General features: G+C 51.4%; 20 protein-coding genes. 18 read left to right on the forward strand and 2 right to left on the reverse strand.

Annotated features, from left to right (window positions below; all coding sequences use genetic code 11):
* The first annotated feature begins 13 nt into the window (after window positions 1-13).
* From WCX19_RS08700 to WCX19_RS08775, 16 genes are all read left to right on the forward strand, one after another.
* Window positions 14-625, forward strand: coding sequence for an archaellin/type IV pilin N-terminal domain-containing protein (locus WCX19_RS08700; protein ID WP_373007191.1), 612 nt, complete (start codon window positions 14-16; stop codon window positions 623-625).
* Window positions 626-843: 218 nt separating this feature from the next.
* Complete coding sequence (locus WCX19_RS08705; RefSeq protein WP_373007193.1) at window positions 844-1,425, forward strand: archaellin/type IV pilin N-terminal domain-containing protein; 582 nt, start codon at window positions 844-846, stop codon at window positions 1,423-1,425.
* Window positions 1,426-2,003: 578 nt separating this feature from the next.
* Window positions 2,004-2,909, forward strand: coding sequence for a hypothetical protein (locus WCX19_RS08710; RefSeq protein ID WP_373007195.1), 906 nt, complete (start codon window positions 2,004-2,006; stop codon window positions 2,907-2,909).
* A gap of 3 nt (window positions 2,910-2,912) precedes the next feature.
* On the forward strand, window positions 2,913-3,419 hold the full coding sequence (locus WCX19_RS08715; protein ID WP_373007197.1) for a flagellin: 507 nt from the start codon (window positions 2,913-2,915) through the stop codon (window positions 3,417-3,419).
* A gap of 11 nt (window positions 3,420-3,430) precedes the next feature.
* Window positions 3,431-3,919, forward strand: coding sequence for a hypothetical protein (locus tag WCX19_RS08720; RefSeq protein ID WP_373007199.1), 489 nt, complete (start codon window positions 3,431-3,433; stop codon window positions 3,917-3,919).
* Window positions 3,920-3,933: 14 nt separating this feature from the next.
* Window positions 3,934-4,668 carry an ATPase domain-containing protein gene (locus WCX19_RS08725; protein WP_373007200.1) on the forward strand — a complete coding sequence of 245 codons (735 nt, stop codon included), beginning with the start codon at window positions 3,934-3,936 and terminating at the stop codon, window positions 4,666-4,668.
* A 3-nt stretch (window positions 4,669-4,671) separates the two neighbouring features.
* Window positions 4,672-6,534, forward strand: a complete 1,863-nt coding sequence (locus tag WCX19_RS08730) for a type II/IV secretion system ATPase subunit (protein WP_373007202.1) — start codon at window positions 4,672-4,674, stop codon at window positions 6,532-6,534.
* Window position 6,535: 1 nt separating this feature from the next.
* On the forward strand, window positions 6,536-8,161 hold the full coding sequence (gene flaJ, locus WCX19_RS08735; RefSeq protein ID WP_373007204.1) for an archaellar assembly protein FlaJ: 1,626 nt from the start codon (window positions 6,536-6,538) through the stop codon (window positions 8,159-8,161).
* A 16-nt stretch (window positions 8,162-8,177) separates the two neighbouring features.
* The gene (locus tag WCX19_RS08740) at window positions 8,178-9,428 is read left to right on the forward strand and encodes a hypothetical protein (RefSeq protein WP_373007206.1); all 1,251 of its coding nucleotides are present in this window, start codon (window positions 8,178-8,180) and stop codon (window positions 9,426-9,428) included.
* A gap of 68 nt (window positions 9,429-9,496) precedes the next feature.
* Window positions 9,497-10,312, forward strand: coding sequence for a CheF family chemotaxis protein (locus WCX19_RS08745; RefSeq protein ID WP_373007208.1), 816 nt, complete (start codon window positions 9,497-9,499; stop codon window positions 10,310-10,312).
* A 60-nt stretch (window positions 10,313-10,372) separates the two neighbouring features.
* A complete protein-coding gene (locus tag WCX19_RS08750; protein ID WP_373007210.1) occupies window positions 10,373-10,735 on the forward strand; it encodes a response regulator in 363 nt (120 codons plus the stop codon).
* Between the two features lie 7 nt (window positions 10,736-10,742).
* Window positions 10,743-11,792 (forward strand): chemotaxis-specific protein-glutamate methyltransferase CheB, encoded by a 1,050-nt coding sequence (gene cheB, locus WCX19_RS08755; RefSeq protein WP_373007212.1) that lies wholly within the window; start codon window positions 10,743-10,745, stop codon window positions 11,790-11,792.
* Window positions 11,785-13,743 carry a chemotaxis protein CheA gene (locus WCX19_RS08760; protein WP_373007214.1) on the forward strand — a complete coding sequence of 653 codons (1,959 nt, stop codon included), beginning with the start codon at window positions 11,785-11,787 and terminating at the stop codon, window positions 13,741-13,743. Before cheB ends, WCX19_RS08760 begins: the two co-directional genes overlap by 8 nt.
* Window positions 13,744-13,750: 7 nt before the next feature.
* Complete coding sequence (locus WCX19_RS08765; protein ID WP_373007216.1) at window positions 13,751-14,362, forward strand: chemotaxis protein CheC; 612 nt, start codon at window positions 13,751-13,753, stop codon at window positions 14,360-14,362.
* Between the two features lie 16 nt (window positions 14,363-14,378).
* Window positions 14,379-14,870 (forward strand): chemotaxis protein CheD, encoded by a 492-nt coding sequence (locus WCX19_RS08770; protein ID WP_373007218.1) that lies wholly within the window; start codon window positions 14,379-14,381, stop codon window positions 14,868-14,870.
* Window positions 14,848-16,092: a two-component regulator propeller domain-containing protein gene (locus tag WCX19_RS08775; RefSeq protein WP_373007220.1), complete on the forward strand. Its 1,245-nt coding sequence runs from the start codon at window positions 14,848-14,850 to the stop codon at window positions 16,090-16,092. Before WCX19_RS08770 ends, WCX19_RS08775 begins: the two co-directional genes overlap by 23 nt.
* Window positions 16,093-16,155: 63 nt before the next feature.
* Here WCX19_RS08775 and WCX19_RS08780 read toward each other — a convergent pair whose 3' ends face one another.
* Both WCX19_RS08780 and WCX19_RS08785 read right to left on the reverse strand, forming a co-directional pair.
* Window positions 16,156-17,928: a ribosome biogenesis/translation initiation ATPase RLI gene (locus tag WCX19_RS08780; protein WP_373007222.1), complete on the reverse strand. Its 1,773-nt coding sequence runs from the start codon at window positions 17,926-17,928 to the stop codon at window positions 16,156-16,158.
* A 22-nt stretch (window positions 17,929-17,950) separates the two neighbouring features.
* Window positions 17,951-18,304 (reverse strand): hypothetical protein, encoded by a 354-nt coding sequence (locus tag WCX19_RS08785; RefSeq protein ID WP_373007224.1) that lies wholly within the window; start codon window positions 18,302-18,304, stop codon window positions 17,951-17,953.
* Between the two features lie 61 nt (window positions 18,305-18,365).
* Between WCX19_RS08785 and rqcH the strand changes: the two genes are divergently transcribed.
* Both rqcH and WCX19_RS08795 read left to right on the forward strand, forming a co-directional pair.
* Complete coding sequence (gene rqcH / locus WCX19_RS08790) at window positions 18,366-20,267, forward strand: ribosome rescue protein RqcH (protein ID WP_373007226.1); 1,902 nt, start codon at window positions 18,366-18,368, stop codon at window positions 20,265-20,267.
* Window positions 20,264-21,289 (forward strand): mRNA surveillance protein pelota, encoded by a 1,026-nt coding sequence (locus WCX19_RS08795; protein ID WP_373007228.1) that lies wholly within the window; start codon window positions 20,264-20,266, stop codon window positions 21,287-21,289. Before rqcH ends, WCX19_RS08795 begins: the two co-directional genes overlap by 4 nt.
* Window positions 21,290-22,132 lie beyond the last annotated feature (843 nt).

Consider the following 22,132-nt stretch of genomic DNA (forward strand, 5'->3'; position numbering starts at 1 on the left):
GAGGGTGGAAAACATGAAAAATATTTATTCTGATAATGCATTCACCGGCCTCGAGGCAGCAATCGTACTCATCGCATTCGTTGTCGTTGCTGCAGTATTCTCGTACGTGGTGCTCGGCGCCGGCTTCTTCACATCCCAGACAGCCCAGACAACCACACACACAGCCGTGCAGCAGGCAAGCTCAAGTATGGAGATGGTTGGGAATGCCTATGGGGTTGCTGATGGCAATAACTCCTACCTTAAATATGTTAACATAACGGTCGCACTTACATCAGGTGGCACCGCGATGGACATATCGTCGATGGTTGTATCCTATACGGATAATAACGGAGGTCATAATGCAAATGTGGGAACTAATACTGCAGGCCTGTTTACATGCACCAATGCAATAGCAGGAAACGATACTCTACCTCAAGAGTGGTGTATAGGTCAAAAAATTAACAATATGACTGCGGGTTCCATGCTCGAACCCAATGCACAGATGGTTATTGTCGTGGGATTGCCAAAAGCAACTGCAACACCGAATACAAAATTAACGATCAATTTCCAGCCGGCAGTTGGAGCGGTTCTTCCTATCTCAAGAACTATCCCCGGTGGCCTGACAACAGTCCAGGCACTCTACTAAATCCCTTTTTTTATTGAATGTGCCAACCCTGAGATCCCGCTTCACATCATACACCATAGCAGTACAGATTACTCTTGATAAAGAAAGCCAAGGAATGTCGGGACGGCATTCGGCTATCGGGAATTTGTAGGATAGCATTTTGCAAATATTTATATGAGATTACATCGTGTAATAGTGAAATACAACCTCATGATATAGGATACATGGAGTTGAAACAGATGGATCGGGCACCCACCTGCGAAAACGGTTTTACCGGCCTTGAGGCTGCGATCGTACTGATTGCATTTGTTGTTGTTGCTGCGTCGTTTTCGTACGTGGTGCTCGGCGCCGGGTTCTTCACGACCCAGAAGGCGCAGGAAACCGTGCACACCAGTGTACAGCAGACAACCTCCACCGTTGAATCTTCGGGACCGATGAGTATACTAGCCGGTAGTCCGACAACGGTGAGGGATATTACATTTTATCTGCAGATCGCTGCAGGTGGTGCCGGGGTGGATATGAGTAAAGTAACGTATACCGTATCCTCTCCCAAAACGATGGCAACCTTCTCAAATATGGATGTTAATTACACGTGGGTTAAACAAAACACTGACGCGAATCCACTTCAGACAGCACACAACGGAACATTAAGTGCCCGCGAGATGGTCCTTGTTGACATTAGTCCCGGGTTTGACGCTACTACTATGACGAACAATGATAAATTTATTGTTGAAGTGAAACCCCCGATTGGTGCAGCGCTCCCGATGACGAGCACCGTTCCCGGAGATATGAGAGCAAATACTTGGTATGAGGTATACTAAGGAGGGTGGAAAACATGAAAAATATTTATTCGGATAATGCAAATTCAAACGATTTCCCGCGCCCATTCCCGGATCCGAACCTGCACGATCAATTTATATTTTACATGTTTTCGTAGATTCAGGGTTCCGGATTATAAAACAAAATTGGGGCAAAGACGCATTCAACGATGAAGAAACCAAGAATACGATAGAGGGGGGATAATAAAAATTTTGTCCTTCTCTAAATGTTCCTTTACAAAATCAGAATTTTGACAGGACTTCCCGAAGCGATTTCCGATCCAGTGGGGGTACCCCCTCCTGCCAGCCCGGGGTGGCACCCCCCACTCCCAAAAATGAGAGGTACTCCTGACCCCCGACCAATTTTTTAAAAGTTTTACCCCCCTACCCCCCTCTTGTAGCCCGAAGGTGGGGGTGCCACCTTTGTACAAAATGGGGGGTACCCCCTCTCGCCATAAAGGGTAGGCGGCAGTTGTCAGAAAAAAACCCGCCCTAAACACCAAAACAGAAAAAATCCCCAACAAAACCCGGTTTCCCGGGGCAAAGTATATTAACAAAAAACAGGATAATAATTCAATGCTATGGCGGTAAATCAGGCTCAGGTCGACCACATCATCACTGCAGCTTCTGAGGATGATCCCGAGGTTAAACTCCAGAACCTCGAACGGGAAGTTGACCTTATAAAAACCTCCATCAAACGCCTCTTAATGGATATCAGGGAACGGATGAACGAACTGGAGAACCCGTTTACCCTGGTAGCCACCGCATCCGGAGGAACCGCTGGTACCAGTGAAAGTGCTGATTCCACTCAGGATGCAAAAAAATCTGCACTGGAGGCAAAAGAGGCAGCTCTTGACGCACGTGAGTCAACGCTTGATGCCGCCGCTGACGCCGCAAAGGTCAAACAGGAAAAAGAGAGCAAAAAACCCGAGCCTGAAATAAAACCAGAGACACTTCCCCCCACCACCCATGAAGAGAGACGGCTACCGGACGAGCAGATGATCGCGCTTTTAAAATCTCAGATCCCTGTAAACAGCCATAAAACCAGCCAGAATACGCTCGCCAATGAAAAACTCCGGCTCCAGAAAGTGTACAAACTGTTCAAATGGACGAACGGAGCCATACACAAATTCGGGCACGACCGGCTTGATATCATCCTTGAATCGTACCGGATCATGGGGTACATCTCACGGGAATCCTGTGACGAGATAAAAGAGATCTCCCGCCTTATGCCGGCAAACCTGGGAGACGAGCATGAAGTCGGGCCGGATGAATTTGTATCCGAACTGTACGCACTCAACCGGATCCTGTCACCCACCGATTCTTCACTTGACCGGGACATGATTGAGGTCATGATGGAACAGCGCCAGCAGGTGCTGCCGGCAAAAGAAAGACCGGATGCACCGGAATTATCGGAAAAAGAACGTGAACCTTCACGGAATGCCAGAAAAGACGAAGAGTGGATGAACCTGCCGGACAGGATATAACCCATGTCCTCAGATACATTCACGACCGCCCTGTTCCTGATTACTGCTGTAATAGCTGCGGGCGTACTTATCAGCGCCATATTCCCGGTGGTCTACCAGATGGCAGGAACATTTTCATCAGCCGGCCACGCATCCGACCAACGGCTCCGGACGGATTTCAAAATTGTACTTGCTGTGGCAAATAACAGCCAGTACGCCCGAGTCTGGATGAAAAATACGGGAAGTGAACAGATCCCTGTTTCTGATATCAAGCGATCCGATGTTATCTGTGGCAATGCAGGGGATTTTAACCGGATGAGTTTATCTACATCCGACAAACTGACCGACGGGCAGTGGCTGTATATATTGAGCGATTTAAACGTCAATAATTACTGGGATCCCGGCGAGACCGTGGAAATTGATGCATTGACCCAAAAACTGGATATCTCTGGCAGTCCGAATTATTTCCAGTTTACCCTGCCAGATGGGATCTGGAGGTCGGACCAGTTTACGGTGAGTGCTCCTCCATAAGGTGATCTGGTATGGCTGTTGCAGATCTTATCGGGGCGGCTGTAGGAGTGCTGCTTCTGGTGATCGTCGCGTATATGCTGGTCGGAAGTACTCTTTCCACTGCCGAGATTGTCACAAACGCCCAGAAAGCCGTGACCCTGCAGGAGGAAATGAGATTACGAACCGATTTTACTATCCCTGAAACTTCCGAAGTGATTCCTGTTGAGGGCGGTTACACATTCAACTGTACGATAAATAATACCGGAAAAGAGATCATCTCAGACTTCCGGCACATGGATGTCATTGTCTATGACGGTACCAATAACTATCAGTTAGATACCTACAGCACAGTCGCAGGTCCCGGAACATGGACGATAATCGATAAAGGCAATGAGATCATTCATCTCTCCGAACTGGATCCCGGGGAATCCTACCTGATACAGGTAACAACATCAGGTATATCTCCCGAGTGGTTCCAGATCACTACAGGAAACGGGGTCTATGCATCAAAACTGCTATGAGGGGAAAATAGAATATGGCATCTAATCTTTCCGACCTGATGGGGGGCGAGGATCATCAGATCATCTCAACCGGTAACAACGAACTGGACAAGAAGATAGCCGATGGCCTCCCGGTGGGATCCCTGACCCTCATCGAAGGTGAGAACGATACCGGCAAAAGTGTCCTTACCCAGCAGATCGTCTGGGGTGCAATGAAACAGGGTTTTTCTGTCGATCTTTTTACAACAGAAAATACCAGCAAGAGTTTTATCAAGCAGATGGAATCGATGAGCCTTGACATCTCCGATTATTATGCATGGGGATATCTCAAGGTCTTCCCCCTCCATGTGGTCGGTTTTGAATGGAAAAAAGAGGAGATGGAAGGGATCCTGGCACGGCTGGTCTCGTACATCCAGAACAGCAAAGCACAGGTTGCTGTTGTTGATTCACTGACACTTTTCACCGAATATGCTGAAACAGATACCATCCTTACCTTCTTTACCAACTGTAAATCGCTCGTGGATCATGGCAAAACGGTTCTCGTCACGCTCCATACCTATGCATTCGAGGAAGATACACTTGTGCGGATCCGTTCCATCTGCGATGCGCACCTCAATATGAAAAAAGCCCTTGTCGGGGACAAGTACGTCATGGTCATGGAAGTCGTCAAAGTCCGTGGCGCACGAAAGACAACCGGTAACCTTGTCAGTTTTGAAGTTCATCCGGGCTATGGGATGAAAATAATTCCGATGAGTTTCGCGAGGATCTAAAGTATGGGTTCCCTTTCGGTCGCGATAAACCTCCCGTTCAAACCCGAACCGGTGGATGTCGATATCGACCTGTACGCGGATCTCGAATCGGATGCGTTATTTAAGATGCTCCCCGCAAATGCAAAGGAGTATGTACAGAACAGTCCGCATCTCCTCGAATATCTCCATACCTTCCCGGTGAATACCTACGGCATCCCACTCTTTTTATCGGAATTAAAAAAGGATGTTCGATCTATGAAGAACCCCAACGTCATCTACCCGGTCAACGATACAACATTTGTCCACATCCTGCCGGACCCGGATGATGTCAGAAACTTCTACATCCCCATCGAACCATCATTCCTGCACAGCGTCAGCGAGGTACTGCCGGTCATAGAAACCAAACTCATCGATCTCATCGATGGCCTTGATACGGATCCGACCACGGACAAGGAGCGGATAGCAGTCTTAAAAAAAATGCTGGCCGCAGTTGCAATAATAAAACCTCCCGGCGTGGATATCGCAAGCCTGACCCGAAAAGACACACAAGGAACAAAATCCAAACTGGTCACCTTCCTTAACACGGATTTTACCGCACAGAACAAGATGAAGTCCGGCAAGAAGAGCAAAAACGTTCCCATTACCCCGGATGGCAAGATCATCCTCACCAAAGTAGAGTACCAGGCAATCGAGTATCTCCTTATCCGGGATAAAATCGATATGGGAGTTCTCAAACCATTCCTCTCCGACCCCTATATCGAAGATATTTCCTGTGATGGTGTGGGACCGATCTTTATCGAGCACAAGATGTTCAAAGGCCTCAAATCCGTTATCGAGTTCAAAGTTTCAAGCGAACTCGATGAATTCGTAGTCAAAGTGGCGGAACGGATAAAACGGCCGATCACGTACCGGAACCCGATCGTCGATTCTACTCTCCCGGACGGTTCCCGTATCAACATCGTCTATGGGACCGAGATCAGCAAGCACGGCAGCAACTTCTCTATCCGTAAGGTAAACGAAGTGCCGCTCTCCATCCTCAACATTGTAGAGAGCAATGGTATAGATTACCTCGCCGCCGCCTATCTCTGGATCTGTATCGAATACGGCATGTCCCTGTTTGTAAGCGGTGAAACAGCAAGCGGCAAGACAACGCTCCTGAATGCTATCACCACCTTCATCCCCCCGGAGAACAAGATCATCACTATCGAGGACACGCCCGAACTCACCGTCCCGCACCGGAACTGGATACGTGAGGTGGCCCTTGCCAAAGGCAAAGGGGAAGGGGACGGTGCAGGAGGAGGGGTCACCATGTTCGACCTCCTCAAGGCCGCCCTGCGTCAGCGTCCAAACCAGATCCTTGTCGGTGAAATCCGGGGTGTTGAGGGTGCCGTCGCATTCGGTGCGATGCAGACGGGTCACCCCGTGATGAGTACCTTCCACGCGGCATCCGTAGAGAAACTGATCCAGCGTCTCTGCGGGGATCCCATCGATATCCCAAAGACGTATGTGGACAACCTTAACCTGGTTATTATCCAGAGCGCGGTCAAAAGGCCTGACGGAGCAACCGTGCGCCGGATGATCAGCTGCAACGAACTGGTGGGATATAATGCAGAAACCGGGGGATTCACGTTTGTCCAGATGTTTACCTGGGAACCGGTCACCGATACGTTCATCTGGTCCGGGAAGGGTAGTTCATTTCTTCTCGAGAACAAGATCGCAACAATGCTTGGGATCCCCGACAGCAGGAAAGCGGAAATTTACTTAGAGGTCGAGAAACGCGCAAAGATCCTCGAACGTCTGCATAAAGCAGGATACGTGAAATTCTGGGATCTCTTCCACATGATGACCAAGATCAAGAAACAGGGTCTCCTTACAATTGGGGCATAATATGCCTGAAGAGATCGCACCCCCTCCCGGGACACAGAAAGCGCCACCAGCCAGATCGCTGCCGTTTGCCACTCAAATTGCGGCCCTCAAAGAGAAACTCGCCGGTGTCCATGAAAAAAAGAAGATGGGGGCGGATCTTCTTTTCATGACCACGTATATGGCCTCGCTTGCGATTGCCGATGCAACCCGACCCGAAATTTTCTCTTTTGCAGCAAACCGTCACGAGTATATCTCGGCAAAATACATCGGGAAAGTCGATACCTTTGTAAAAAAATGGAACTACAGTTATGCCGAAAGCCTAACTATTGTAGCTGAGCGGACCCAGAACGATATCCTCAGGAACATGCTGAACCGGTACGCCAACTCTATTGAATCAGGTGTCCCGGATGAAGATTTCCTGAGTAATGAACTCTCAACGGTCAGGACGGTCTATCGGAGCCAGGTAGAACAGGGAATGACCATGCTCCAGAAATGGAGCGATGCATACGTCGCCCTGCTCCTCTCGGGCACCGTCATCGCCATCATCATCATGGTATCGGTGGTGATCTATGCCCCCGGGGATCTCCAGACGACATTTAACACGTCGTATGCGATTATCCTTGCCATCTGTGTGTTTGGTATCACCCTTATGTATACGTCAGTCCCCGACGACCCCAAAAGCCACGGGCTCCCTGACCGCATGTCAAAGGAGCAGGAGACGATTCACGCCATGGAACGGATCATCGTCCCGCTCACGCTTGCAGTCATCGTTGTTCTTGTACTTCTTGGGATCCCGGCAAGCCTGATCTTTATTCTTGTGGGTATCCTGATGGCCCCCCTCGGTATTATCGGGTTTATTGACGACCATAACATTACCCTGCGTGACAATGATTTTTCTGTATTTATCAGAAGTTTTGGCGCGATCATGGGCGGACAGGGAACAACTGCCGTGTACGCTCTCGGAAGCATCGACCGAAAATCGCTCACAGCTCTTGGACCCCTGATAAATTCCGTTTATTCAAAACTTAACCTTGGACTCGATGAAAACCAGTGCTGGGACAAGTTTGTCGGAGAGTCGGGAAGTGACCTCATCTATAAGTACCTCAACATTTTCCGGGACACCGTAAGGCTCGGGGGACCGCCGGAACCCATCGGTACGGTCGTAGGCTCATCGATGCTCGAACAGACCCTGCTCCGGGAGAAGAAAGATAATCTGTCAAAAAGTTTTCTCGTTCTTCTGGTACCGATGCATGTCGCCATGATCGGTCTCTTTGTCGCGCTGTACGAGATCCTTGTGGTGCTCACCGATTCCGTGTCGACCATGATGACCCAGTTTCAGCAAATGTCAGCGTCGTCGGGGGGCCAGAGCGCCGGCGTTTCCATGAGCGGGGTGTTTGGAGGCGGGATGAACCTCTTTACCAATTTCCCAAAAGAAGCGATGCAGACCTATGTCACCATCACACTTGTCATCCTCACCGTTGGCGATATTGTAGCCGCGCGGATAGTGGGCGGAGGGGATCGATACATGTATTATTTCTACGCGGCAATATTCTGCACATTGACCGGACTGGTTCTTCTGCTGGCACCAAGCGTTGTTGGCCTCTTCTTCAGTGCAGAGGCGTTGACGAATTTGGGGAAGAGTGGATAAGGGACGGGTGAGTAACATGAAGGAAAATTTCCGCAGGATTGTTCTTTTTGCCGTGATTGTGGGGACCGGATCGGTCCTGATTTTTGTAAATATTCCGCTTATCTACATGCTTCCCCTGATAATCGCGGTGGGTTTTCTCCTGCTGGTACTTCTCGGCTCGATCACCGTTCCAGATATTAAAAATGCGGTTTCAAAACTGGCCTTAAAGAACCTGCGCCAGCGGCAAATCCTCAAAAAACCCGGTTCCCTGAAACTTTTTGAAAAGAAAACCACCGCCAAAAAAGATACCGGGGAGAAAAAGACTGAAAAGAAAGCCCCGGCAAAACCGGCAGAGAAAACCAACGGGATCCGGAATCATCTCTCGTTACTTGCATCTTCCGTCACCTCGTTTGGGAAGATCCTCACAGAGCGCAAAAAACCCGGGAAAAAAACCGAAGAGATCAACAAACTGCTGGAACATACCATAACAGAAAAAGTCAGCAGAGGATCTGCACTTGAGAGCGCCGCAGCAATGCCGGCAGGGTCCGGAACAAACCCGGGGGGTGCCGGGGGAGCATTGCCAGCAATGGACGGTGATGAGAGCGACCCGTTCATGTCACTCTCAGAGGAGGAACTTGGAGCAGACCTGCTAAATGGCCTGGATGACCCGGGTGCGGAACCACAAAACATTCCCGGACCCCTGGACGCAGATCCCGGCCTTTCCATACCGGACCTCGAAATGCCTGCCCTGCCGGATGAGACTACCGATGATGCCGACGCGATTCTCAAAGCGAATCCAGACAGCGGATCCGATGAACTGGATAGTCTTAACGGGGTGGAGGCTATCGATGCATCACTGGGCGATCTGGACAACATAAACCTGGAGGATATCGATCTGGGGGATGACAGCGGGACGCAGGAACCGACAACACCGGCTTCCGCGCCGCCACCAGTCGATGGCCCGGCCCCGGGATCACATGATCTCGTTCCGGCGACCCCTATAACTCCTTTCATGGAAGTGAACACCGCTGCTGAAACCGATCAGACGGATATGTCATCATTTGCCGCAGGAACCGCCACCGGCTCTGATGAGGATATGCTCAGTTCGCTTGCCTCCGACATCAAACAGGTAAAAAAGGAAGATGATGTCAGCCTGCTCCGTGAATTAAAAGATTTTAAGGCACCTGCGACAGAGATCGAAAAAGACATCATGGAACTCTCGGAGCAGCTCACTGGTTTAGGCAAAGGTGAAAAGAAAAAGATCCCGTCAACACAGGGAAGAAAATAAAACTGTACGCAACAAAAGTCAGTACCTGAAAAATCGCCACCATCGCAAAATACTCATGTGAGTGTCCCATGAAAGAAGTTCCCTTAAAAATTGAATATGACGGCAAATGGGTTGTTATAAAAGCAGGGGTCGGCGAAGACCGGATCTCGTTTCCCGCACCTGTCGATACGGAAGTCCTTTTCAAATCAGTTTTTAATCTGGAGGAAAAGAAGAATGTCCTGGTCATTACGGTCAAGGGAAACCCGGACACCATTATACGGATCGCAAGCATTGAAAAAGTCCTCATCATATTAAAACGGCTTATTCTTACCAACTGCAATGCCTACCGGCTCATGGCGTATTTCATGTCCCCTGCAATCCGGGGCGGCGTCCTCGCCAAGAATGCGCAATGGGAGAAAGGCAGTATTGTGGTGGTAAAAACCGGCATCTGGTTTGTAAGCGCGGAAAAACAGATCTGTGTACCCCTTACCGATGTAGCGGCAATTGAACTGACAAAACGGGACGTGCAGGGCAAGCAGACCGATGTGGTCCGGATCGATCACGTTGAATCCGGGGAAGTTGTGTCGAGCCTTATCCTCTGCCCCCTGTCAACGCTCCAGGTACTAACAAATTTCCTTAAAGACGCCACCAAGGGAATAAATATGACGGGTAACGAACTGGATGCCGTTGCCCAGCAGGTTGCAATGCTTGTGTATTCCGGCATGGATTCCCATGCAATTGAGAATATGCTCACCATCCCCCACAAGCAGCTCGATGAGATCTATGACCGGATCATCAAACTGGGAATCGCGGAAGTCATAACGATACGGCGTGAAGTCCAGCTGACAACAAAAGGCGTGCGCTATATTTCTGACGCTACAAAAAACCAAACAAACCAAAATTAACGCTGTTTTTTTCCATCACTGATTTATAGCATGATATACCAATATTGTGTCTGATGCTCCATGGGAACTATTCTGATCGTGGATGATACACTTTTCATGAGAACTCTTCTCAAAAATATTCTCTTCTCCGGAGGCCATACGATTGCAGGAGAGGCGACAAATGGTGAAGAGGCAATCGCCAAGTACAAGGAACTAAAACCTGACCTTGTCACCATGGATGTGGTCATGCCTAAGGTAAACGGGATTGAAGCCTTAAAGTCAATAAAACAGCTCGATCCTGCAGCCCGTGTGATCATGTGTACTGCCGTCGGGCAGGAACAGATGGTCAAACTGGCCATAAAAACCGGCGCCAAAGGGTATATAGTGAAGCCGTTTCAGGCACCAAAGGTTCTCGAAGAAGTCAAGAACGTACTCGCGACCTAGGTTAGTCATGGCGAAGGTTCTCATTGTTGATGACTCCGTTCTCATGCGGACAGTCATCCGGGATATGCTGCAAAAGGATCATTCCCTTGAGATAGTGGGAACTGCCTCAAACGGCATTGAGGCACTGGAAAAAATCAGCACCCTCAAACCTGACCTGATCACGCTGGATATCGAGATGCCCAAAATGAATGGTCTCGAAGTTCTGCGTGAGCTCAAAAATGCAGCATGGCACCCGAAAACGCTCATGCTGAGCTCCCTCACTTCAGAAGGTGCAGAGATGACCGCCGAGGCCATCCGGCTGGGCGCCGATGACTTCCTGCTCAAGCCAAAGGATCTCCCGCAGCTCCGGCTCATTGCGGAGGAACTTGTCGTAACAATACGACATCTTACTTCAGACGAGATTCCACCGCGAGAACACGTGCCCGTTGTCCAGCACAAAGAAGGAAGCGCGGAAAGAGTTGTCCTGATCGGGTCATCTGCCGGTGGCCCGCCGATGCTCGATGCAGTTCTCTCAAAACTGCCTGCGGATCTGCCGGCAGGTATTGTCATTACACAACATATGCCGGTCGGCTTTACTGCTCCCCTTGCAGCCCGGTTGAACCGTATCGCCCACATGCCGGTAAAGGAGTCCGAGAACGGAGATACCATCAAAACAGGTTCGATCTATATCTCAAAGGCCGGCGTCCACACCATGATCAGTGCGGCGATGACCACGGACGGGAAACGAACGGGACGGATTATCCACTCCAATGCACCAACAGTTCACGGTGTGAGACCTGCGGTGGATAAGACGTTTGAGTCCGCTGCGCAGGTCTTTGGGAAAAATATTGTTTCCGTAATCTTAAGCGGGATGGGAAACGATGCCGGTGTCGGAGCGGCTGCCATCAAACTGGCCGGAGGAACAAGTATTCTCTGCGATGAGAAAGACTGCCTCGTTTACGGCATGGCACGATCAGCCATCCAGAAAAATGCTGTTGATAAGGTGCTCCCGCTCGCAAAGATCCCGGATGCTGTCGAACGGATTGTGATGAAGATGGCGGAGGGTTCACATGTCTGAGTTTGAGCAGTACCGGTCACTGTTTGTTGCCGAATCCAGAGAAAACCACGAAAACCTTGTCAAGAACCTGCTGATACTGGAAAATGGTGCCGACCAGAACGCCATTGACGAGATCTTCCGGTCGATCCACACGCTCAAAGGTGCATCCGCATCCATGGGTTTTGCAGACATGGAACACCTCTGCCACACCATGGAGGATGTATTCCAGTTAATACGGAACGGCAGTGCAGGGATGTCTGAAGAACTGGAGAATATCCTCCTTGCCTGCACAGATCTCATCGAGGAGATGCTGGACGATATCGAAGCCGGTGGCGATTCGTCCTCTAAAAATCCCGATGCGCAGGTACAGTCACTGCATGCCTGGCTGGAACAGAATGACACCACCGGGAAAAAGAAAACCGAAAGTCCCGTCACGCAGGAGGAATCCGGTAGCGGGGAGGAGGAACCCTCTTTAGAATATCCTGCAGATAATGCCGGCCTTGAATTTTCAATGACCGTTGTTGTCGCCCCGGACTGCATGATGAAAGATGTCCGGGCACTCATAGCAATACAGAACCTGGAGGGACTGGGCACGATCCGGTCCATGCAGCCATCAAAGGAGGCCATTGACGAAGGAAAATTTGACGGTACCGTGCATCTCACAATTACCAGTGATGCAGGAGAAGAGGCACTCAGGACCGCGGCTCATGGTACCGAGATCGCATCTGTGGATATCCATCCACGGGAAACACCGGCCTCCCTGCCGGCAGAACCCGGTTCGGCAAAAAAACCGGCAGAACCAGACAGGAAGCAGCAGACGGCACCGGATAAAAACCGGGAGATAAAGAATCTCCGGGTAGATATTACCCAGCTCGATCATATCATGAACCTCGTCGAGGATCTGGTGATCAACCGGGGCCGGCTCAAGCAGATCGCCGGGGAGCACAGGATAAAAGAGATGGACGAGGCGATCAGCATGGTGGAGCGGTCGGTTTCCGAACTCCAGAACCTGATGATGGCCATCCGCATGATCCCACTCTCCCACATTTTCAACCGTCTTCCCCGGGTCGTCCGCGATGTCGCCCAGTACGATCACAAGGAGGTTGAGTTTATCATGGAGGGCGGGGAGACTGAACTTGACCGGAGCGTTATGGACGGCCTCAACGATCCGCTGCTCCACCTGATCAGAAACGCAGTAAACCACGGGATCGAGGCCCCGGAGATCCGTGAAAAGGCAGGTAAAGACAGGAAAGGCCTTGTCAGGCTTTCAGCACACCGCGACCGGGATAATGTAATCATCGAACTGACAGATGACGGAGCCGGCATCAATGTGGAGAAAGTCAAGAAAAAAGCCGTGGAAAAAGGGCTGATCACGGCAGAGGCGGCTGCAACTTTTTCCACCAATCAGGCAATCGATCTGCTCTTTGAGCCGGGCTTTTCTACGGCGGATAAGATCTCGGATATCTCCGGGAGAGGCGTGGGTCTTGACGTGGTAAAAAGGGCGATCGAATCACTCAAAGGTACCATCAGGGTAGAGACGACCCCGGGTAAAGGAAGCACGTTTGAACTCCTGCTCCCCCCCACCATGGCGATCGTCGATGTGATGATCGTCCGGATCAGCAACAAACGCCTGGCAATACCAATCAGCAGCATTGTTGAAGTAGCAAACTTCAAAAAGGACGCCACGCACCGTATCGGCAACGGTGAAGTGACCATGATCAGGGATGAAGTGCTCCAGATTCTATGGCTTAATGATATGGTCGGGAGCTCGGACCGGTGCGAGATCCTTATTGTCGTTCAGTACCAGAAACGAAAATGCTGTATTCCTGTCGATGCTGTCGAAGGCCAGCAGGAAGTTGTTGTAAAGCCGTTGAGCAGTTTTATCGGGACCACGAAAGGAATAAGCGGGGTCACCATCCTTGGTGATGGGGATGTGGTGCCGGTTCTTGATGTAAATACGATGCAGGAATGAACAAATCATGAAATTATCAGCAGTTCAGATGGATGCAATGCAGGAACTGGGAAATATCGGCGCGGCTCATGCCGCGACCACCCTTTCCCAGATGCTGTCAAGCCCGGTCGAGATGAGTGTCCCCAAGATCAAGGTGGTGGATGTTGCCCAACTGGCAAACCACATCGGGGAGGAATCAGCAGCACTCGTAGTCTTTGAATTGCAGGGTGAGATCCCGCACGGGGGATATATCATTATCTATATCTCCCGAAAATCAGCGGTTCAACTGACAAATACGATGCTGGGGCTGACCGATCCGGATCGGCCGCTCAACGAGATGGACGAGAGCGCTCTTTTAGAGATCGGTAATATCATGGCCTCGGCATTTCTCGATGCCACCGCAGAACTCCTCGGCTTTATTATGCTCCCCTCACCCCCGGTACTCACCATCGACATGGCACATGCTGCCATGCAGTCACTCATTGCCCAGATGCAGGAAGAAATTGATGAGGTCATGTTATTCTCAACAGAACTGGTCTGCGAGGAGCACAAGATCGACAGTGACCTCATCATGATGCCGGAGACAAGCATGCTCAAAACATTTGTCGAACGCCTGGAAAACCTGATGAAATCCGGTTGATATGAACGGAAACGGAATGACTGACCCTTCCTTCCAGAACAGAATGCCGGTCATGATTGGTATTGGTGAGTACCATGTGGGTTCCGAACCCATGATGGCGATCGGCCTTGGCTCCTGTATCGGCCTGACCATTTATGACAGGGAACATCAGATTGGCGCAATGGTGCATATTATGCTGCCCGACAGTTCCGGGCGTTCTGATCGGCCAGGAAAATATGCCGATACCGCCGTTCCCCTTCTTCTTGGCAAACTATCAGAAAAGGGCTGTCGCAAGGCATCTCTTGTGGTAAAAATGGCCGGGGGGGCGTGCATGTTTGAGTATTTTGGCAATAATCTCAATATCGGCGAGCGGAATGCAGAAAAAGTCCGGGCCATCCTTGCAGAGAACCACCTTCGGATCGTCGCAGAGGAAGTAGGGGGAAAAAGCGGCAGAACCGTAGCATTCTATCCGGACGATGGTGGAAAAGTCACTGTCAGGAGTGCGGATGGCGCTGCACACGAGATCTGAACTCTTTTTGTGCCTTTTGCTTCTGTTCTGCTTTGTACCGGTTGCAGCAGCGGCTGAAGTAACAGATACCACAGTTTCCCCTTCAGACTCTCAATATACCGGGGCGATCCACCTTTTTCGTCCGGAGTCCGGTTCGATTCAATCCACCCAGATAAACGATATTATCAATGGGCCCCATGGCGAAGTCCTCTTTGCCACGTCGTTTGGCCTTTCGGCATACAACGGGAGCTGGAGCACACGGCATATCAACCGGGATAATTTCTCTGCCGGCCTGATGGATGACTATGTAACGGCACTTGAGTATGACTCGTCCGGTAACCTCTGGATCGGTTTTGGGGGCGGGATCCAGATCTATAACGGGCAGGATTATACGGTTATACGCGATCAGGACCTCTTAAAAAGCCTGGAAGTCAGGGATCTCCAGCGCTGGAATGACGACATGTGGGTGGCGACCGGGAATGCGGCGCTTCACCGGTATCACGATGGAACCTGGACATGGTTTGCACCATATTCCCGTGACGGGCCGGGTTTCTATGAGGCAGACAGTATGGCACTCGACAGCGCGACCGATACCCTCCTTGTTGCGACAGGACGTGAAGGACTCTGGAAAGTGACGGCATCAAACGGCACGACCCGTTTCGATAAAATACAGGATAAAAACGATCTTTTCGGGATGCTCGGCCATGTTCGACGGGATCCGCTCGGGGGAGCCTGTTTTTTTAATGCCACCCAGGTGGCGCACTATGACCCCGGCACCGGGTTTACCTCACTTATGAGTATATCGGATTTGGGGGGCGGGGGATCCTATGCTATCAATGATGTGACCGTAGGATCAGACGGGGCCATCTATGTAGCAACAGATAATGGCATTTACATCTGGGAGAACGATCAAATCACCAGCCATATGAGTACATTTGAGGGTTTTGGGAGCTCACATGGTATCACGACGGTCTTTTCCGACGCCGGTAACCGGCTCTGGTTCTCCACGCAGGATGATGTCGGGTATTATACCGGGGATACCTCTACAGAGCCCCGCATTGCTATTGAGACCATGACCCCGACGCTCTTGACACCCACCACCATGACACCGGTACCAGTGCCGCTCAACGTTTCGCAAACGGCAGTTTCGAAAGGAACGCCGCAACAGACCACTGCATCACCCCTTGACCAGATCTTCGCTTTCCTTTCCGGGTTCTTCCCGTTCCTTTCCCCGTCCCACTAAATGGAACAGGAGTGCGGGAATGATGGTGCCCGTAAAACCGGTTATATACCAAGAACCCGGGAGTTATTCGTCATCAGCGGCGTAGTAGTAATATTCGCCACGACTCTTCTGTTCCCGGTCAAGGAATGAGTCGGGTTTGTTGATCCGGGGCCGGCCGGTCTGGTCGCGACGGAACGTAACGTCGAGTGCCTTTAAAAACCGGTTCATACCGTCCCGCATAGCAAAGGGACCGGCCGCGGTTCCCTCGACACCCGGCTCGCCTTCAAAAACAAGGATCCGTTCGCTGATCATATCAATGAGGTAAATGTCATGGTCAATGACGAGGATGGCCACCGCTTTTCCTTCAGCATGATGCTTGATGAGCCGGGTCACCTTGACACGCTGCTCCACATCGAGGTGGGCGCTTGGCTCATCAAGGATATAGAGATCTGCATCGCGTGAGAGACACGCAGCGATCGCAACCCGCTGCAGTTCTCCCCCGCTTAAGGTATCGACCGGCGACTGGAGGATGTTCTGGAGCGAGAGCGATTCGAGAATCTCGTGCTGGTAGTAGGAGGAATCAAATTTGCTGGTGCATTTACGGAGATACAACTCGACAGAATCCGAGGTATCCGGCTTGATGTACTGCGGCTTGTAGGAGATCCGGATCTTGATATCCATGGTACCGGTATCGGGTTTCTCAACACCTGCAAGCAGCTTCGCAAAGGTACTCTTCCCCATACCGTTTGCCCCGATAACGCCGAGTACTTCCCCGGCTTTTATGGTTCCTCCCGAGATCGTGAGCCGGAATGTATCGTACTGCTTGGTGAGGGCAGGAATCTCCACCAGATCCTCCCTTTTAGAGCCCTTCTCGTGCGCCCGCTTCTCAAAGACCACCTGAGAATCCCGGAACCGTACGTTTTCCTCCGCGAGATATCCTTCGAGGTACTGGTTGATACCCACGCGGACACCTTTTGGCCGGGTGATAACACCAAAGACCGCCGGCTTGCCGTACCCTACGTGCACCGTATCTGCGAGCATGTCAAGGATAGCAAGATCGTGTTCGACGATCACGACCGGGCGGTCTACTGCCAGTTCACGGATCAGTTTGGCCGCCGAAATGCGCTGGTAGATGTCCAGAAACGGCGTGATCTCATCGAGGAAGTAGAGATCGGCATTCCGGGCGAGACAGGCAGCAATCGCTACCCGCTGCAGTTCTCCCCCGCTCAGCGTGGTGATAGAGTGGTCAATAATTGAGTCTAGTTTGAGCACGGGGAGAAGTTCCGCAAGTTTGCCCCGCTCGTCCGTAGTGCGGAGGAGATCGCGGATCGTCCCTGTAAAAACTTTCGGGATGAAATCGATATACTGCGGCTTAACCGCGATCTTCCTGCTCTTTTTTGAAACGGTCTGAAGGTAATCGAAAAGCTCGGTCCCGGCGTAACGTTTCAGGATCTCTTCCCATGCAACCTCGTTATCAAAATTCCCGAGGTTCGGGCGGAGTTGCCCGGAGAGAATCTTTACTGCAGTGCTTTTCCCGATACCGTTTGCGCCCAGGATACCGGTGACTTTTCCCTGTACCGGGATGGGAAGCCCGTAGAGTGCAAAACCGTTCTTCCCGTACCGGTGGGTGGGGTGCTCGAGTTCTTCGGGGAGGCTTACGATATCGATGGCGTCGAACGGGCATTTCTTGATACAGATCCCGCAACCGACACAGAGTTCCTCTGATATGACCGCCTTACCTTCAACACCGATGACCACCGTTTCGTCACCGGTCCGTACCCGGGGACAGTAGAGGATGCACTCGGTTCCGCATTTCTTCGCGTGGCAGCGATCTTTATGGACGATGGCTATTCTCATGGTATCTTTTAAAAAGAAAAAATTATACGGTCATCGTTGAGAGAAGGATTGTCCAGGACATGAACCAGAACGCAAAGGTCATGAAACCCTGGTAGATCCAGTCCTTTGCACCGAGTTTTGAGGTGTCCATATGCATCAGCATAAAGATATGCCGCTGGACGACGATCCCGGCAAGCATCAGCATGAAAGCAAGAAGCCCGATATCGCTTTTTACCGTAACCTGCAGGTAATACGACAGGATCCCGACAAAGATACCGATAAAACAGGCGCTAACCGTCCGCTTGATCCTTTCGATGTGATCAGTCTGCTTTTCCAGTTTGGTTTTCTGTTTTCGGGAAAGGGCTGGCTGCTCTTCCACGTGCACTTCTTCAGTCATCCGGCAACACCCAGTAGTCTTATTTTTTAGTGCGCAAGCCATATGTAAGTTAGTATAATCCATGGCGACTGCACAGGGAATGAGCGGGATCGATGTGAGGGCGGTGACGCATGAACTTTGCGCCAGGCTGCCGCTTTGGATCGATAAAATCTACCAGTTCGAAACCCGCACCATCGGGATCCGTTTAAATGGCGAGAACCATGCGAAGAACCAGCTGCTCATTGAGGCCGGCCGGCGGGCGCACCTGGTAAAAAATTTCCCGCCCCCGCCCAAAAATCCTCCGCAGTTTGCCATGCTCCTGCGTAAATATATCTCCGGCGGCAAGGTGCTTGCGATCCGGCAGCATGGCTTAGAGCGGATACTTGTTTTCGATATCGGGAAAGGGACTCTTACCTACCGGCTCATCATTGAACTCTTTGATGAGGGAAATGTAATCCTTACGGATGAATCCTACCGGATCATCAAACCGCTCCGCCACCACCGGTTCAAGGACCGGGACATTGTACCCGATGCCATCTACACGCTGAGCAGCACGGATCCGACCGGCTCTTTAGAGAACCTTACGGCCTCTCTTACCGGGGATGACCGGGATCTCGTGCGAGCCCTTGCGGTTGCCGGGATGCTCGGGGGCACATATGCGGAGTATGTATGCCGGACTGCCGGTATCGATAAATCCACACCTGCTTCAAACGCAGATCCAAAGGCGGTGTATGCCGCAGTCCGTGCACTCTTTGATCTGGTTCAGCACGCGGAACCGGTGGTTTCTGCCACAAGCTGCGAGCCGGTCGTACTTGCAAGGGGAACCGACAGCATACCGGGCGACAAAAACCAGTTTGCCGGTTTTTCCGAGGCACTTGAAGCATTTTACCCGATGACAAAAGCCGAGAAAGTCCGGGTCGCTTCAAAACCAAAATTTTCACAGGAGGAACGGATTCACAAGTACCAGGAAACGGCAATAAAAAAATTTGATGACAAAATCAAAAAGACCCAGGAAATTGTGACCGCGATCTACGAGAATTACCAGTTTATTGCACACGTCATTTCCTCGCTTGATGCCGCAAGCAAGCGTCTCTCGTGGCAGGAGATCGAGCACCACCTCAAAGATACTTCTACGGCAGATGCAAAACGGATCGTGGCCTTTTATCCTGACGAGGCGGCAGTCGAGATCGATATGGGAAAGAAGGTGAAAATCTTCGTCCATGACAGTGTCGAGCAGAATGCGGGCCGGTACTACGATATCATAAAAAAATTCAGGAAGAAAAAAGAAGGTGCCCTTGTGGCGATGAAAACCTTCAAGCCGAAGAAGAAAATGATCCGTCATGATATAGTTCCCATGAAAAAACTCTGGTACCACCGGTTCCGTTGGTTTATAACCAGTGATGGTATTGTAGTTTTAGGCGGCAGGGACGCATCGCAGAACGAGGAACTGGTCAAGAAGTACATGTCCGGTGGCGATCTCTTTGTGCATGCAGATGTACATGGCGCAAGTGTCGTGATCGTAAAGGGAAAAACGGAGAAAATGGACGAGGTGGCGCAATTTGCCGCATCATACTCCGGCGCGTGGCGGAGCGGGCATTTTTCTGCCGATGTGTTCAGCGCACAGCCAAACCAGGTTAGCAAGACTCCGGAGTCCGGGGAATTTGTTACCCGGGGATCGTTTATCGTCCGGGGTGAGCGCACCTATTACCGGGACGTGCCCGTCGCAGTGGGTATCGGCCTTGTGCTTGAACCGCAGGCAGCCGTGATCGGCGGACCCCCCGCTGTGATCAGGTCACGGACAAAAACATTTGCCGAGTTAAAACCCGGCCAGTACGAGCCAAACGATGTGGCAAAGAAGGTGCTGCGTCTCCTGCGGCAGAGTATTAGTCCTGAAGAGGAAAAACTGCTTAAAGGGATCCTGAACACCGAGGCAGTGGCGGCTTTTGTTCCGCCCGGCGGTTCTGATATTTTAGGGACGCAATGAAAGCGGAGTACGGCGAACTTAAGGATAATTCAGGCGAAATCCGGCTCCTGCCGGAGAGTATCGACGACCTCTGGCACCTCCAGCACCTGGTATCTCCCGGGGATATGGTGTTTGCAACAACGTTTCGGAGCGTTGAATCTGCGACCGACAAAATCCGGCCGGAGAAAGTGGAGAAACGGCCGGTCCGGCTGGGTATACGAACTGAAAAAGTGGAGTTCTCCGAGCACGGGGTGAGGCTCCGGATAACAGGGATCATCGTGTACGGCGTGGATACCGGTGCATACCACACAATCAATGTCGAGACCGGCTACGAGATTTCGGTTATCCGCCAGTGGCGGCCGATCGATCTCGAACGGATCGAACGGGCGGTAAAATCCTCGGTCTTTGGCGTGATCCACATCCTGACCCTTGAAGAGGGTGAAGCCGAACTCTTCCGGCTCCGGCAGTACGGCCCTGAGAGCGCGATCACCATCACGGCAGGAAGCGGCAAAGGCGGGGAGACCGATACGCGAACAGGTTTCTTTGACGCCGTGCTCAAAACCATAGCGGAGGTATCCGGGCCGCTCATTATTGCGGGACCCGGTTTTATCAAGGACGATTTTGTTAAATACGCGAGGAACAAAAACAGCGCTCCCGCCGGGCGGGCAATCGTGGTGGAAACCCGACGGATCGGACGCGGTGCGGTGCAGGATGTTATTGGTGCGGGAACACTCGAAAAACTGATAGGCGACATCCAGCTCTCGCGCGAGGTAAAACTGATGGACGAAGTACTTCTCCGTATCTCCCGGAACGGGGCGGTTGCCTACGGGAAAAAGCAGGTGGAGACCGCAATCGAGTACGGCGCCGTGGACGAAGTGCTGCTTGCCGACACTATGCTCAGGAACCGGACGATCATGCAGCTCGTTGAGGCTGCGGAGCGGATGCAGGCAAAGATCGTCGTGCTCTCAACGGAGTTTGAACCCGGGGAGCGCCTGGATGCGCTTGGCGGGATTGCCGCGCTGCTCAGGTATAAACTGGTCTGAAGGGTATTTTTGCGTGGATGACGAGCGCAAGGTATCTGGAGAACTTCAGTCTTTCTCTCTTTTTTTCCTTTACAAACATCAGAATTTTTCAATTAGAATTCCCGACGCGATTCCCGGTCCATTGGGGGTACCCCCTCCCGTCAGCCCAGGGTGGCACCCCCCGCTCCCAAAAACGAGAGGTACCCCTACCCCCCGACCAATTTTTTAAAAGCATGAGCCCCCCACCCCCTTGTCCGGGCACATGAGGGGGACTACCCCCTCCAGGCTGCACTCGCATGACCTGTATTTCGCGTGTATTTATCGTCTGAAGGTATATTTTGCCGGCCGAAGACTTGGGGGGCAGGTCCCTCTTTTCGGGCAAGGGGGTACCCCCCCGCTCCCAAAAACGGGAGGTACCCCTGCCCCCCGATCAATTTTTTAAAAGTTTTACCCCCCACCCCCCCTCTTGCAGCCCGGTGTGGGGGGTGCCGCTTTTGTACAAATGAAGGGGGTCCCCCCTTTCCATCCATAAAGGGAGGGCGGCGGCTGTCAAAAAAAGGTATGCCCCGCTTCCAGATCTGGCGCATACGGCTTTTTGGCGGTGTTTCTTTTTACCTGAAAATTGAGGAGCACGGAACCCTGAAAGGAACCATCCCCCTGCAAAGGATCTAGGATCACTCTCTGCAACCACTCATAACAGGTTGGACGCAATGAAAAAATTTCTGGAGAGTAACTGTGTACCCCACATTCCGCAGTACTTTCATCAAGAGTAATATTTTTCGTACTCCTGCCCAAGCAACTGGAGAATTTTTCGTAATTCGTCATTCATATTAGCAATTTTAGTACTCCGTCGGGTTCCACATA

The sequence above is a fragment of the Methanoregula sp. genome (assembly GCF_041663825.1).
Taxonomy (GTDB): Archaea; Halobacteriota; Methanomicrobia; order Methanomicrobiales; family Methanospirillaceae; genus Methanoregula.